General features: G+C 71.3%; 12 protein-coding genes and 1 pseudogene. 1 reads left to right on the top strand and 12 read right to left on the bottom strand.

Annotated elements, in window-relative coordinates; genetic code table 11:
• Window positions 1–252: 252 nt before the first annotated feature.
• The 12 genes and pseudogenes from coaBC to pyrR all read right to left on the bottom strand — a co-directional run bounded on the left by coaBC (window position 253) and on the right by pyrR (window position 13,608).
• Window positions 253–1,503 (bottom strand): bifunctional phosphopantothenoylcysteine decarboxylase/phosphopantothenate--cysteine ligase CoaBC, encoded by a 1,251-nt coding sequence (coaBC, locus tag AC5P1B_RS06670; RefSeq protein WP_493885805.1) that lies wholly within the window; start codon window positions 1,501–1,503, stop codon window positions 253–255.
• A 148-nt stretch (window positions 1,504–1,651) separates the two neighbouring features.
• Window positions 1,652–1,924 carry a DNA-directed RNA polymerase subunit omega gene (gene rpoZ, locus AC5P1B_RS06665; RefSeq protein WP_003970369.1) on the bottom strand — a complete coding sequence of 91 codons (273 nt, stop codon included), beginning with the start codon at window positions 1,922–1,924 and terminating at the stop codon, window positions 1,652–1,654.
• Between the two features lie 41 nt (window positions 1,925–1,965).
• Window positions 1,966–2,586: a guanylate kinase gene (gmk, locus tag AC5P1B_RS06660; RefSeq protein ID WP_493885607.1), complete on the bottom strand. Its 621-nt coding sequence runs from the start codon at window positions 2,584–2,586 to the stop codon at window positions 1,966–1,968.
• A 50-nt stretch (window positions 2,587–2,636) separates the two neighbouring features.
• Complete coding sequence (locus AC5P1B_RS06655) at window positions 2,637–2,960, bottom strand: integration host factor (protein ID WP_493885606.1); 324 nt, start codon at window positions 2,958–2,960, stop codon at window positions 2,637–2,639.
• Window positions 2,961–3,175: 215 nt separating this feature from the next.
• A complete protein-coding gene (gene pyrF / locus AC5P1B_RS06650) occupies window positions 3,176–4,006 on the bottom strand; it encodes an orotidine-5'-phosphate decarboxylase (RefSeq protein WP_493885804.1) in 831 nt (276 codons plus the stop codon).
• An 89-nt stretch (window positions 4,007–4,095) separates the two neighbouring features.
• Window positions 4,096–5,205, bottom strand: a complete 1,110-nt coding sequence (locus tag AC5P1B_RS06645; RefSeq protein WP_493885605.1) for a quinone-dependent dihydroorotate dehydrogenase — start codon at window positions 5,203–5,205, stop codon at window positions 4,096–4,098.
• Between the two features lie 149 nt (window positions 5,206–5,354).
• Complete coding sequence (gene carB, locus AC5P1B_RS06640) at window positions 5,355–8,666, bottom strand: carbamoyl-phosphate synthase large subunit (protein ID WP_493885604.1); 3,312 nt, start codon at window positions 8,664–8,666, stop codon at window positions 5,355–5,357.
• Window positions 8,659–9,831: a glutamine-hydrolyzing carbamoyl-phosphate synthase small subunit gene (gene carA / locus AC5P1B_RS06635; RefSeq protein ID WP_493885803.1), complete on the bottom strand. Its 1,173-nt coding sequence runs from the start codon at window positions 9,829–9,831 to the stop codon at window positions 8,659–8,661. Before carA ends, carB begins: the two co-directional genes overlap by 8 nt.
• A gap of 218 nt (window positions 9,832–10,049) precedes the next feature.
• Window positions 10,050–10,583: pseudogene (locus tag AC5P1B_RS06630) on the bottom strand (PH-like domain-containing protein); the annotation flags it as partial.
• A complete protein-coding gene (locus AC5P1B_RS06625) occupies window positions 10,580–11,875 on the bottom strand; it encodes a dihydroorotase (RefSeq protein WP_493885603.1) in 1,296 nt (431 codons plus the stop codon). The gene AC5P1B_RS06625 and the pseudogene AC5P1B_RS06630, both read right to left, overlap by 4 nt.
• Before the next feature lie 3 nt (window positions 11,876–11,878).
• A complete protein-coding gene (locus tag AC5P1B_RS06620; protein WP_493885602.1) occupies window positions 11,879–12,910 on the bottom strand; it encodes an aspartate carbamoyltransferase catalytic subunit in 1,032 nt (343 codons plus the stop codon).
• An 86-nt stretch (window positions 12,911–12,996) separates the two neighbouring features.
• Window positions 12,997–13,608: a bifunctional pyr operon transcriptional regulator/uracil phosphoribosyltransferase PyrR gene (pyrR, locus tag AC5P1B_RS06615; RefSeq protein WP_493885600.1), complete on the bottom strand. Its 612-nt coding sequence runs from the start codon at window positions 13,606–13,608 to the stop codon at window positions 12,997–12,999.
• Window positions 13,609–13,830: 222 nt separating this feature from the next.
• Between pyrR and bldD the strand changes: the two genes are divergently transcribed.
• On the top strand, window positions 13,831–14,331 hold the full coding sequence (gene bldD, locus AC5P1B_RS06610; RefSeq protein WP_030879716.1) for a transcriptional regulator BldD: 501 nt from the start codon (window positions 13,831–13,833) through the stop codon (window positions 14,329–14,331).
• Window positions 14,332–14,557: the final 226 nt, after the last annotated feature.

Here is a 14,557-nt window from a genome sequence, read left to right as displayed (position 1 = left end):
TTGTGGGGGCGCTCCGCCCCCTACCGCGCGCCCCGGAAATGTCCGGCGGATCGCGCGTGCCCAGCAACGGGCCGCGCATGGGGCCTCCCAGGCCGCCAGACCCGGGGCAGGCAGCCCTGGCGCAGGCGTGTGCCCCGTCAGGGGCGCGGGGAACCGCGCGACCAGCCACGACGCACCCGCACTCCGCGACGCGCGGACAGGGGTCCCCTCCCCAGCACGATCCGCAGGACACGGCCCAGGTCTCCGCCGGAGTCAGCCGGTCCGCCCCCTGGGGTCACGGGCGGGCGGCTCGGAACGGTCGGCCACCAGGTCCCATACGGCCTCGGCAAGGGCGTCCTTCGGGCCGTAGGGCACGGGCGTCTCGGTGCCGTCGGCGGCGAGCACGACGGCCTCGTTCTCCTCGGCGCCGAAGGTCTTGCGCTCCCCCACCTCGTTGACGACCAGCAGATCGCAGCCCTTGCGGGCGAGCTTGGCGCGGCCGTTGGCGAGAACGTCGTCGGTCTCGGCGGCGAAGCCGACAACGAGCTGGCCGGGACGAGCGCGTTCGGCGGAGAGCTCGGCGAGGATGTCCGGATTACGCACCAGGGTGATCGGCGCGGGCTCCTGCCCGTCCCTCTTCTTGATCTTGCCGGAGGCGTACTGGGCGGGCCTGAAGTCCGCGACGGCGGCGGCCATCACCACGACATCGGCGTCCGCCGCGGCCTTCAGCATGGCCTCCCGCAGCTGTACGGCCGTGCCCACCCGGACCACGTCGGCCCCGGCGGGGTCGGGCAGCTCGCTGTTGGCGGCGACGAGGGTCACGCGGGCGCCGCGGGCCACGGCGGCGCGGGCCAGCGCGTACCCCTGCTTGCCCGAGGAGCGGTTGCCGAGGAAACGCACCGGGTCCAGCGGTTCCCTGGTGCCGCCCGCGCTGACGACCACATGGCGGCCCGCGAGGCCGGTGCCGCCTTCGCCCGTGGCACGCGCGCCCCTCGCCAGCACCCGGCGGCAGACCTCGTAGATCTCTCCGGGGTCGGGGAGCCGCCCCTTGCCGGTGTCCACGCCGGTCAGCCGCCCGACGGCGGGCTCGATGACGACCGCGCCCCGGCGGCGCAACGTCGCCACGTTCTCCTGGGTGGCGGGGTGCTCCCACATCTCGGTGTGCATGGCGGGCGCGAAGACGACGGGGCAGCGCGCGGTGAGCAGGGTGTTGGTCAGCAGGTCGTCAGCGAGGCCATGGGCGGCCTTGGCCAGCAGGTCGGCGGTGGCGGGGGCCACGACGACGAGGTCGGCCGACTGGCCGATGCGCACGTGCGGCACCTCGTGGACGGTCTCCCACACCTCCGTGGCGGCGGGGTGCCCGGACAGCGCGGCCCACGTCGCCTCGCCGACGAAGTGCAGCGCCGAGGCGGTCGGCACGACCCGTACGTCATGGCCGGACTCGGCCAGGCGGCGCAGCAGCTCGCACGCCTTGTACGCGGCGATGCCGCCGCTGACTCCCAGGACCACTGAGGGCTTGTCCACCCCGGCTGAGGGCTTGTCCATCGCTCGTGTCTCCCCGCACTCTCGCATTGACCCATGACACACCACGGGCCCGGCAGCCGCTCCCCCAGCTCGACGCTGAGAGTGCCCCTGCCGGGCCCGTGGTGAAATAACGAAACTGTGCCCTGTGCTACTGAGCCGGGCCCTCGATGGCCTCGGAGGTCAGCAGACCCGCGTTGATCTCGCGGAGTGCGATCGAGAGCGGCTTCTCGTGGACGTGGGTGTCCACGAGCGGACCCACGTACTCCAGCAGGCCCTCACCGAGCTGCGAGTAGTACGCGTTGATCTGGCGCGCGCGCTTGGCGGCGTAGATCACGAGGCTGTACTTCGAGTCGGTGGCCTCAAGCAGCTCATCAATCGGCGGGTTGATGATGCCCTCGGGCGTGGTGATGGAAGAGGACACTCTCTGCCTTCCGATGGGGTTCAAAGAATGGGGCTTATGGATCAGACCACTCGCATCAAGGCTAGCAGCTCAGCGCTGACGTCCTCGACCGAGGTGTTGACCAGGGTCGTATCGAACTCGGACTCGGCGGCCAGTTCCACCTTCGCGGCCTTCAGACGGCGCTCGATGACCTCGGGGGCCTCGGTGCCCCGGCCGGTGAGGCGGCGTACCAGTTCCTCCCAGCTCGGCGGTGCGAGGAAGACCAGCTGCGCCTCCGGCATCGACGCGCGGACCAGTCGCGCGCCCTGTAGGTCGATCTCCAGCAGCACCGGCTCACCCGCCTCAAGGCGGTCCAGGACCGCCCGGCGCGGAGTGCCGTAGCGGTTGCCCGCGAACTCGGCCCACTCCAGCAGCTCGCCGTTGGCGACGAGCTTGTCGAACTCCTCGTCCTCCACGAAGAAGTACTGGACGCCGTGCCGCTCGCCGGGACGCGGCTTGCGGGTCGTGGCGGAGACCGAGAGCCACACCTCGGGGTGGGCCTTGCGCAGATGCGCGACGACCGTGCTCTTGCCGACCCCGGAGGGGCCGGAGAGCACGGTCAGCCGCGGACCTGCGTCCGGAGATACGGGGGAAACCGCCTGCGAAGCGAGGGGGCTGGTCGCCCCCCGGGTGTGTGCTGCCATGCGGCGATTATCCAGGTTCCCGGGAGCCCTTGAGAACGTCAGGCCCGGCGTCAGGCGGAGCCGCCGCCGAACTCGCGCTCCAGGGAGGCGATCTGGTTGGAACCGAGACCCCGCACACGGCGGCTCTCGGAGATGCCGAGCCGCTCCATGATCTGCTTGGCGCGGACCTTGCCGACGCCGGGGAGCGACTCCAGCAGAGCGGAGACCTTCATCTTGCCGATGACGTCGTTCTCCTGGCCCTGCTTGATGACCTCATGGAGCGAGGCGCCGGAGTGCTTGAGCCGATTCTTGACCTCGGCGCGCTCCCGGCGAGCCGCGGCGGCCTTTTCGAGCGCGGCTGCGCGCTGTTCAGGGGTAAGGGGCGGAAGAGCCACGCCTACGTCACCTCGGATATCGAACTGTCGGATACGGACCGGTGAGGAACCTAGTCGCCCCTCACCTGGGGAGCAACGCGCAACGCGCTTGCACGTTCGCTCTCGTCGGAGACTAGCGGGCGCGGCCGCTCCAGTCAGCGAGAACAGACGAAAAGTCCTGGTCAGACTCGATCGACCAGGACTTTTCGGGGCAAACCCACCGCGTTCTTGCGAACTTATTTCGCAGCCGCCCGCACTTCTTCGGCGATCCGGGCCGCGGCGGCACGCAGCGCGGCCACGTCAGGGCCGTGCCGCAGCACTCCCCGGCTGACGCTCGGGACGACATTGCCGACCGCCGCGCCGAACACTCCGGGAAGGTCCGCGGGCGTCGCGCCCTGCGCGCCGATGCCGGGGGCGAGCAGCGGTCCCTCGATCTCCAGCGAGGCGCCCGCCGCGCCCAGCGACCCGCCCAGCGTCGCGCCGACGACGGCGCCGAAGGACCCCAGCGGCACGGCGCCCTCGGGGGACGCCTCGCGCTCGGCCGCGTTCTCCGCCTTCAGATGGGCGAGCACGGTGGCGGCGACGCTGCGCCCGTCGGCGCCGGTGGCGTGCTGCACCTCGGCGCCCTCCGGGTTGGAGGTGAGAGCGAGGACGAACAGGCCGCGGCCGTACCGGCGCGCCAGCTCGACCGCCGGGCGCAGCGAGCCGAAGCCCAGGTACGGGCTGAGGGTCACCGCGTCGGAGGACAGCGGGGAGGCCGGGTCGAGGAAGGCGGCGGCGTACGCGGCCATCGTGGAGCCGATGTCGCCGCGCTTGGCGTCCATCAGCACCAGGGCCCCGGCGGCCTGGGCGTCGGCGACGGTCCGCTCCAGTACGGCGACGCCGTGTGAGCCGAAGCGCTCGAAGAACGCGGACTGCGGCTTGAGGACGGCGACCCGGTCGGCGAGGGCTTCGACGACCGTACGGGAGAACCGCTCCAGGCCCGCGACGTCGTCGGTCAGGCCCCAGTCGGCGAGCAGCGACGCGTGCGGGTCGATGCCCACGCACAGCGGGCCACGGGTGTCCATGGCGCGGCGCAGCCGGGCCCCGAACGGCGGCGCACCGGCCGGTCCGGCAGCGGTGCCCCCGGCGGAGTCGGTGTCGTTCTTCGCTTCACTCACGCGGCGTTCCTCCGGGCTTCGGCCCCCACCGCGTCGGCGAGGGTGGCGTACGGGCTGGCGGCGAGCCGGGCCGCCAGCCCCTTGTGGATGGTGCGGCACCAGAACGGGCCCTGGTAGATGAAGGCGCTGTACCCCTGGACGAGGGTGGCACCGGCCAGGATGCGCTCCCAGGCGTCGTCCGCGGTCTCGACACCGCCGACACCGACGAGGGTGACCCGGTCGCCGACGCGGGCGTACAGGCGGCGCAGCACCGTCAGGGAGCGTGCCTTCAGTGGGGCGCCGGAGAGCCCGCCGGTCTCGCGGACCAGCCGCTCGTCGCTGGTCAGGCCCAGGCCGTCGCGGGCGATGGTGGTGTTGGTGGCGATGATGCCGTCGAGGCCGAGGTCGACGGCGAGGTCGGCGACGGCGTCGACGTCCTCGTCGGCCAGGTCGGGCGCGATCTTCACCAGGAGGGGGACGCGGCGGCCGGTGACGGTACGGTCGGCCGCCTCGCGTACGGCCGTCAGCAGCGGCCGCAGGTGGGCGGTCGCCTGGAGGTCGCGCAGGCCGGGGGTGTTGGGTGAGGAGACGTTGACGACGAGGTAGTCGGCGTGGGCGGCCAGTCGCTCGGTGGAGGTCACGTAGTCGGCGATGGCCTCGGCCTCCGGGACGGCCTTGGTCTTGCCGATGTTGACGCCGACGGTCGTCTTGAAGACGGGTTCGCGGGCCGCGAGGCGGGCGGCGACGGCGGCCGAGCCCTCGTTGTTGAAGCCCATCCGGTTGATCAGCGCCCGGTCCTGGACGAGCCGGAACAGCCGCTTCTTGGGGTTGCCCGGCTGCGGCTGCCCGGTGACGGTGCCGATCTCGATGTGGTCGAAGCCGAGCATGGTCATGCCGTCGATGGCCACGGCGTTCTTGTCGAACCCGGCGGCGAGGCCGAAGGGGCCGTACATGCGCAGACCGAGCGCCGTGGTGCGCAGCGCCTTGTGGCGGGGAGCGAGCGCGGCGGCGACGAGGGTACGCAGGCCCGGCACGCGCGCGGCGAGCCGAATCCAGCCGAAGGCGAGGTGATGGGCCCGCTCGGGGTCCATCCGCTGGAAGAGGAGCCGGAAGAGGAGGGGATACATGGCGGGCCGTGGGCCTTCCGTGCGAAGGAGTACCGGGAGTACGGAGGGGACGCGAAGCGCGGCGGGGCGCCGGGCCGGGTGCGGGCGCGCGGAGGGGGACGGCCGGGGTGTCCGCTGTGGGAAGCCCCCGCCGTCCCCCTGGCCTGTCCCTACTCCGCGCGGGAGGCGTTCAGCTGCTCGGCGTGCTCCTGGAGGGAGCGGACGCCGATGTCGCCGCGGCTCAGCGCCTCGATGCCCTGGACGGCCGCGGCGAGCGCCTGGACCGTGGTGAGGCAGGGCACCGAGCGTGCGACGGCCGCGGTGCGGATGTCGTAGCCGTCGAGGCGGCCGCCGGTGCCGTACGGGGTGTTGACGATCAGGTCGACCTGTCCGTCGTGGATGAGCTGGACGATGGTCTTCTCACCGTTCGGCCCCTCGCCCTCGCTCTGCTTGCGTACGACGGTGGCGGTGATGCCGTTGCGCCGCAGGACCTCGGCGGTGCCGGAGGTGGCGAGCAGCTCGAAGCCGTGGGCGACCAGCTCGCGGGCCGGGAAGATCATCGAGCGCTTGTCGCGGTTGGCGACGGAGACGAAGGCCCGGCCCTTGGTGGGCAGCGCCCCGTACGCGGCGGCCTGCGACTTGGCGTACGCCGTGCCGAAGACCGTGTCGATGCCCATGACCTCGCCGGTGGAGCGCATCTCCGGGCCGAGGATGGTGTCGACGCCGCGGCCCGAGGCGTCGCGGAACCGGGTCCACGGCATCACGGCCTCCTTGACGGAGATCGGCGAGTCCAGCGGCAGCGTGCCGCCGTCGCCGGTGGCGGGCAGCATGCCCTCGGCGCGCAGTTCGGCGACGGTCGCGCCGAGCGAGATGCGGGCGGCGGCCTTGGCGAGCGGCACGGCGGTCGCCTTGGAGGTGAAGGGGACCGTACGGGAGGCGCGCGGGTTGGCCTCCAGGACGTAGAGGATGTCCCCGGCCATCGCGAACTGGATGTTGATCAGCCCGCGCACCCCGACGCCGCGTGCGATGGCCTCGGTGGAGGTGCGCAGCCGCTTGATGTCGAAGCCGCCGAGGGTGATCGGGGGCAGGGCGCACGCGGAGTCACCGGAGTGGATACCGGCCTCCTCGATGTGCTCCATCACGCCGCCCAGATACAGCTCGTGGCCGTCGTAGAGCGCGTCCACGTCGATCTCGATGGCGTCGTCGAGGAAGCGGTCGATGAGGACCGGGTGCTCGGAGATCAGACCGGCGTGCCGGGTCAGGTACTCCCCCAGTGAGGGCTCGTCGTAGACGATCTCCATGCCGCGCCCGCCGAGCACGTACGAGGGGCGGACCATGACCGGGTAGCCGATCTCGGCGGCGATGCCCTTGGCCTGCTCGAAGGAGAAGGCCGTGCCGTACTTCGGGGCGGGCAGCCCGGCCTCTTGCAGCACCTGGCCGAAGGCGCCGCGCTCCTCGGCGAGGTTGATCGCCTCGGGTGAGGTGCCCACGATGGGGACGCCGTTGTCCTTGAGCGCCTGCGCGAGGCCGAGCGGGGTCTGGCCGCCGAGCTGGACGATGACACCGGCGACGGGTCCGGCCTGCCGCTCGGCGTGCACGATCTCCAGCACGTCCTCCAGCGTGAGCGGCTCGAAGTACAGCCGGTCGGAGGTGTCGTAGTCGGTGGAGACCGTCTCCGGGTTGCAGTTGACCATGACGGTCTCGTAGCCCGCTTCGCTCAGCGCGAAGGAGGCGTGGACGCACGAGTAGTCGAACTCGATGCCCTGGCCGATGCGGTTGGGCCCGGAGCCGAGGATGATCACGGCGGGCTTCTCGCGCGGCGCGACCTCGTTCTCCTCGTCGTAGGAGGAGTAGAAGTACGGGGTCGTGGCGGCGAACTCGGCGGCGCAGGTGTCGACCGTCTTGTAGACGGGGCGGATGCCGAGCGCGTGCCGTACCTCGCGGACGACATCGGGGCCGAGGTCCCGGATGGCGGCGATCTGGACGTCGGAGAAGCCGTGGCGCTTTGCCTCCGTCAGGACCTCGGGGGAGAGCTTGTCGGCGGCGGCGACCTCGTCGGCGATCTCCTTGATCAGGAAGAGCTGGTCGACGAACCACGGGTCGATCCTGGTGGCCTCGAAGACCTCCTCCTGGGTGGCTCCGGCGCGGATCGCGTCCATCACCGTGTTGATCCGGCCGTCGGTGGGGACCGCGGCCTTCTCCAGCAGGGCGGCCTTGTCGCCGGGCGGGCTGACGAAGTCGAACTGGGAGCCCTTCTTCTCCAGCGACCGCAGCGCCTTGTTCAGCGCCTCGGTGAAGTTGCGGCCGATGGCCATGGCCTCGCCGACCGACTTCATGGTGGTGGTGAGGGTGGCGTCGGCGGCCGGGAACTTCTCGAAGGCGAAGCGCGGCACCTTCACGACGACGTAGTCGAGCGTCGGCTCGAAGGACGCCGGGGTCTTCTCGGTGATGTCGTTCGGGATCTCGTCGAGCGTGTAGCCGACGGCGAGCCGGGCCGCGATCTTGGCGATCGGGAAGCCGGTGGCCTTCGAGGCGAGCGCGGAGGAGCGGGAGACCCTCGGGTTCATCTCGATGACGATGACCCGGCCGTCGTCGGGGTTGACGGCGAACTGGATGTTGCAGCCACCGGTGTCGACGCCGACCTCACGGATGATCGCGATGCCGACGTCCCGCAGCGTCTGGTACTCACGGTCGGTGAGCGTCATCGCCGGGGCGACGGTGATGGAGTCGCCGGTGTGCACGCCCATCGGGTCGAAGTTCTCGATGGAGCAGACGACCACGACGTTGTCGTTCTTGTCGCGCATCAGCTCCAGCTCGTACTCCTTCCAGCCGAGGATGGACTCCTCCAGGAGCACCTCGGTGGTCGGCGAGAGCATGAGGCCCTGACCGGCGATGCGGCGCAGCTCGTCCTCGTTGTGGGCGAAGCCGGACCCGGCGCCGCCCATGGTGAAGGAGGGGCGGACGACGACGGGGTAGCCGCCGAGCTCGTCGACGCCCGCGAGGATGTCCTCCATGGAGTGGCAGATGACCGAGCGGGCGGACTCGCCGTGGCCGATCTTGGCGTTGACGGCCCGCACGACCTCCTTGAACAGGTCGCGGTCCTCGCCCTTGTTGATGGCCTCGACGTTGGCGCCGATCAGCTCGACGCCGTACTTCGCGAGCGTGCCGGAGCCGTGCAGGGAGATCGCGGCGTTGAGCGCGGTCTGGCCGCCGAGGGTGGGCAGGAGCGCGTCGGGGCGCTCCTTGGCGATGATCTTCTCGACGAACTCGGGGGTGATCGGTTCGACGTACGTGGCGTCGGCGATCTCCGGGTCGGTCATGATCGTCGCCGGGTTGGAGTTGACCAGGATGACCCGCAGACCCTCGGCCTTCAGGACACGGCATGCCTGGGTGCCGGAGTAGTCGAACTCGGCTGCCTGACCGATGACGATCGGGCCGGAGCCGATGACCAGGACGGACTGGATATCGGTGCGCTTAGGCACGCTGGCCCTCCATGTGCTGGGTGCTCCGCTTGTCGCGCATGAGCGCGACGAAGCGGTCGAACAGGTAGTCGGCGTCGTGCGGTCCCGCCGCTGCCTCGGGGTGGTACTGGACGCTGAACGCGGGGACGTCGAGGCATTCCAGGCCCTCGACCACGTCGTCGTTGAGCCCGACGTGGGCGACCTTGGCCCGCCCGTACGGGGTGTCGATGACCGTGTCGAGGGGGGCGTCCACGGCGAAGCCGTGGTTCTGCGCGGTGATCTCGACCTTGCCGGTCGTACGGTCCTGTACCGGCTGGTTGATGCCCCGGTGGCCGTACTTGAGCTTGTACGTGCCGAAGCCGAGGGCCCGGCCGAGCACCTGGTTGCCGAAGCAGATGCCGAAGAGCGGGGTCTTCCGCTCCAGGACGCCCTGCGCCAGGGCCATGGGGTGGTCGGCGGTGGCGGGGTCACCGGGGCCGTTGGAGAAGAACACGCCGTCGGGGGCGACCTCGTAGACCTCCTCCAGCGTCGCCGTGGCGGGGAAGACGTGCGTCTCGATGCCGCGCTCGGCCATCCGGTGCGGGGTCATCGTCTTGATCCCGAGATCGATCGCGGCGACGGTGTACTTCTTCTCCCCTATCGCGGGGACGACGTAGGTCCGCTCGGTGGTGACCTCGGCCCACAGGTCGGCGCCCTTCATCTGCGGGGCTGCCTGGACCTTGGCGAGCAGCACGGCGTCGTCGGTGGCGGCCAGCGGCGAGCCGGAGAAGATGCCGACGCGCATCGCGCCACGCTCGCGCAGGTGGCGGGTGAGGGCGCGGGTGTCGACGCCGCTGATGCCGACGACGCCCTGACCGGCGAGCTCCTCATCGAGGGAGCGGGTGGAGCGCCAGTTGGACGGCTTGCGGGCCGGGTCGCGTACGACGTAGCCGGAGACCCAGATCCGCGCGGACTCGGGGTCCTCGTCGTTGACGCCGGTATTACCGATGTGCGGGGCGGTCATGACGACGACCTGCCGGTGGTACGAAGGGTCGGTCAGGGTCTCCTGGTATCCGGTCATGCCGGTGGAGAACACCGCCTCGCCGAAGGTCTCCCCCACCGCCCCGTAGGCCCGGCCACGGAACGTGCGGCCGTCCTCCAGGACGAGTACGGCGGGAACCTTGGCTCCCTGGGTGGAGAGCGTCATCATGTGCCTTTCTCGGGGGTCGCGGGGGTCGTCCCCCGCAATGTCGCAGCCTCGGGGGTCGCGGGGGTCGTCCCCACGGAGACAGCAGCCTCGGGGGTCGCGGGGGTCGTCCCCTGCGCGAGTGCGGGCGCCGGGGAGGAGTCCCGGCCGGTCGCCTTCCCGTCACGCTGTGTGGCTGTGGCTGTGGCTGTGCCGGCCGCGTCGCTGGGGCCGCCGGTGAGGTCGTTGATCGCCGTGACCCACGCCGCGTGCTCGGCGGCGTGGTCGGAGCGGAAGCCGGAGTCGATCCGGTGGTCGCCGTGCTGCCAGGTGACGACCAGCAGGCCGCCCTCGGCGAGCACCTTGCCCGCGATGCCCTTGTCGAGGCGGGCGCCGAGCAGGGCGGCGGCGGGCACGAAGAAGTCCCGTGCCCCGGGGCGCAGCACGCTCAGGCCCGCTTCGGTGAGCGTGACGTCCGCGCGGCTGCGGGTGCCGAGGCCGTGCGCGACGATGCGCTCAAGCCACTGCCCGGCGTTGGTGCTGCCGTGGTAGCGCCCGGCCATGCTCAGTATCGGCTCGCCCGGCTCGTCGGGGACGGCGGCGGGCTCCGGCACGTCGGACTGGAGCAGACCGCGCCACTTCCAGCCCTCCCGCATCAGCCAGTACAGCAGCGCGATGACCAGCAGCAGACCGACGACCCAGCCGGTACGCGCCGCCCAGTCGCTCGCGTTCTGGGTGTTCTCGTCCGCCGCCAGAATTGTCACAGGTGTCACGTCAGCTTCCCGTCCACGACCGTCGCCCGGCCCCGCAGGAAGGTGTGTGTCACCCGGCCCGGCAGCTCACGGCCCTCGTACGGCGTGTTGTGGCTGCGGGAGGCGAAACCCGCGGGGTTCACGACTCCACGGTATGCCGAATCGAGCAGGGTCAGGTTGGCGGGCTCACCGGCGGCGATCGGGCGGCCGTGCCCGGCGAGCCGGCCGATGACGGCGGGGCGGAAGGCCATGCGGTCGGCGACGCCCGCCCAGTCCAGCAGCCCGGTGTCGACCATCGTGTGCTGGACGACGGAGAGCGCCGTCTCCAGGCCCACCATGCCCATGGCGGCCGCGCCCCACTCGCAGTCCTTGTCCTCGTGCGGGTGCGGTGCGTGGTCGGTGGCCACGCAGTCGATGGTGCCGTCGGCCAGGGCCTCACGCAGCGCCATGACGTCGGCCTCGGTGCGCAGCGGCGGGTTCACCTTGTAGACGGGGTTGTAGGAGCGTACGAGCTCGTCGGTGAGCAGCAGGTGGTGCGGGGTGACCTCGGCGGTGACGTTCCAGCCCTTGGACTTGGCCCAGCGCACGATCTCCACGGACCCGGCGGTGGACAGGTGGCAGATGTGCACCCGGGAGCCGACGTGCGCGGCGAGCAGGACGTCGCGCGCGATGATGGACTCCTCGGCGACGGCGGGCCAGCCGCCGAGGCCGAGTTCGGCGGAGACGACGCCCTCGTTCATCTGGGCGCCCTCGGTCAGCCGGGGCTCTTGAGCGTGCTGGGCGACGACGCCGTCGAACGCCTTCACGTACTCCAGCGCCCTGCGCATGATCACCGCGTCGTCCACGCACTTGCCGTCGTCGGAGAAGACGACGACCCCGGCTGCGGAGTCGTGCATGGCGCCCAGCTCGGCGAGCTGCTTGCCCGCGAGGCCGACGGTGACCGCGCCGACCGGCTGCACGTCGCAGTAGCCGGACTCGCGGCCGAGCCTCCAGACCTGCTCGACGACACCGGCGGTGTCGGCGACGGGGAAGGTGTTGGCCATGGCGTGTACGGCGGTGAAGCCGCCGACGGCGGCGGCGCGGGTGCCGGTCAGGACGGTCTCGGAGTCCTCGCGGCCCGGCTCCCGCAGGTGGGTGTGCAAGTCGACGAGGCCGGGGAGCAGGATCTGGCCCGCCGCCTCGACGACGGTGGCGCCCGCCGCGTCCAGACCGGTGCCGACGGCGGCGACGTGCGTGCCGTCGATGAGGACGTCGGCGGTCTCGCCACCGAGGATCTTCGCGCCGCGGAGCAGGGTCCTGGTGTTCTCACTCATGTCTTATTCGCTCTCGTCGGTGCGGGTCTCGGTGGCGGCGGCCGTGGGGGCGATGGCGGGCTCGTTCCCGCCGAGCAGCAGGTACAGGACGGCCATCCGGATGCTGACGCCGTTGGTGACCTGTTCGACGGCGGTGCAGCGGCGGGAGTCGGCGACCTCGGCGGTGATCTCCATTCCCCGGTTCATCGGGCCGGGGTGCATGACGATCGCGTGTTCCGGCATGCGGGCCATGCGGTCGCCGTTGAGGCCGTAGCGGCGGGCGTACTCACGCTCGGTGGGGAAGAAGGCGGCGTTCATCCGCTCGCGCTGCACGCGCAGCATCATCACCGCGTCGGACTTCGGCAGCACCGCGTCGAGGTCGTAGCTCACCTCGCACGGCCACTGCTCGACGCCGATGGGCACCAGCGTGGGCGGCGCGACGAGGGTGACCTCGGCGCCGAGGGTGTGGAGCAGGTGCACGTTGGAGCGGGCGACCCGGCCGTGCAGGATGTCGCCGACGATGGTGACCTTGCGGCCCGCCAGGTCACGCCCTGTGCCCTCGCCGGGACCCTGGTGGTGGGTGGGGCCGCCGTCGGGGGCGCCCGCCAGGTGGCGGCGCATGGTGAAGGCGTCGAGCAACGCCTGGGTGGGGTGTTCGTGGGTGCCGTCTCCGGCGTTGACGACCGAGCCGTTGATCCACCCGGAGGTGGCCAGCCGGTGCGGGGCGCCGGAGGCGTGGTGCCGGATGACGACGGCGTCCGCGCCCATCGCCTCCAGGGTCAGCGCGGTGTCCTTGAGCGATTCGCCCTTGGAGACGGACGAGCCCTTCGCGGAGAAGTTGATGACATCGGCGGAGAGGCGCTTGGCCGCGGCCTCGAAGGAGATGCGGGTCCGCGTCGAGTCCTCGAAGAAGAGGTTGACGACGGTACGGCCGCGCAGGGTGGGCAGCTTCTTGATCGGCCGGTCCGCGACCCTGGCCATCTCCTCGGCGGTGTCGAGGATGAGGACGGCGTCGTCGCGCGTGAGATCGGCGGCCGAGATGAGATGTCGCTTCATCTGGGGGCTCCGTGGGTGAAGGAGTGGGTAAGGCGTGCGGGCAGGCGACAGCGCGGGCCCAGGGTTCCCGGGTCCACGCGGGGGCGCTACTGCTCGGCGTCCCCGAGGTCCGGGGAGGCGCCGACGCGGGGCGCGGCGGAGGAGACACCAAGGAGCACGCTGTCCCGGCCGTCCAGCTCGGTGAGCTGGACCTTGACCGTCTCGCGCAGCGAGGTCGGGAGGTTCTTGCCGACGTAGTCGGCGCGGATCGGCAGCTCGCGGTGGCCGCGGTCGACGAGGACGGCGAGCTGTACGGCGCGGGGCCGTCCGATGTCGTTGAGGGCGTCGAGCGCGGCGCGGATGGTACGGCCCGAGAACAGCACGTCGTCGACGAGGATCACGACGCGTCCCTCGATGCCGTCGCTGGGGATCTCGGTGCGCGCGAGCGTACGGGCGGGACCGAGCCGCAGGTCGTCGCGGTACATGGTGATGTCGAGCGAGCCGACCGGAATGGCACGGCCGGTGATCTCTTCGAGCTTGTCGGCGAGCCGGCGGGCGAGGAAGACGCCGCGGGTCGGGATGCCGAGGAGGACCACGTCGTGGGCGCCCTTGGCGCGCTCAACGATCTCGTGGGCGATGCGGGTCAGGACCCGCGCGATGTCCGGAGCCTCCAGCACTGGGCGTGCGGGAGCGGAATTCTTCTGGGGGGATGCGTCCATCACTGAACGGACCTCCTTCTCCGCCTCACGGGACGGACGTTAAAGGACGTCGGATTTACGATATTGACGGTACCAGGACTGAAAACGAACGGTGTCGGCACCCCCCACGAGCACGCGTACGCAACATTCGGCTTGACGAAGGCAGATTACGCTGCGTAACCTCACAGTGAGTTACCAGACACGCGGCGGAGCCGCACGTCTATACAGCGTCCGGGGAGCTTTATGTCCAGCGAATACGCTAAGCAGCTCGGAGCCAAGCTCCGCGCCATCCGCACCCAGCAGGGGCTCTCCCTTCACGGTGTCGAAGAGAAGTCGCAGGGCCGCTGGAAGGCCGTGGTCGTCGGTTCGTACGAGCGCGGCGACCGTGCCGTGACCGTGCAGCGACTGGCTGAGCTGGCCGATTTCTACGGCGTGCCCGTGCAGGAACTGCTGCCCGGCACGACGCCGGGTGGCGCCGCCGAGCCGCCGCCGAAGCTCGTGCTCGACCTGGAGCGGCTGGCGCACGTGCCGGCCGAGAAGGCGGGCCCGCTCCAGCGGTATGCCGCCACCATCCAGAGCCAGCGCGGCGACTACAACGGCAAGGTGCTCTCGATCCGCCAGGACGACCTGCGCACCCTCGCCGTGATCTACGACCAGTCGCCGTCCGTGCTGACCGAGCAGCTCATCAGCTGGGGCGTGCTCGACGCGGACGCCCGGCGCGCCGTGCAGCACGAGGACCTCTGACCGGCTGACGGCACCAGCTCCGGCTCTCCGGCCACAGCCGTTCGCGCGGCATGGCCGGTGCCCGGCCGCCGCCTGAGCGCGTACCGCTCGACCGGCACCCGCCGCCCGAGCGCCGCCCTGCCAGGCGCCTTGGCCCGGCACACGGCGACGGCTCACGCCACGCAACGCGCATCGCGCGCAAACGTCACACTGCCCCTGGGGCGGACCCGATCGGGTCCGCCCCAGG

This window comes from Streptomyces sp. A01 (assembly GCF_059026195.1).
Note: the sequence above shows the minus strand (reverse complement) of the source record. Positions and strands in the feature narration are given on the sequence as shown.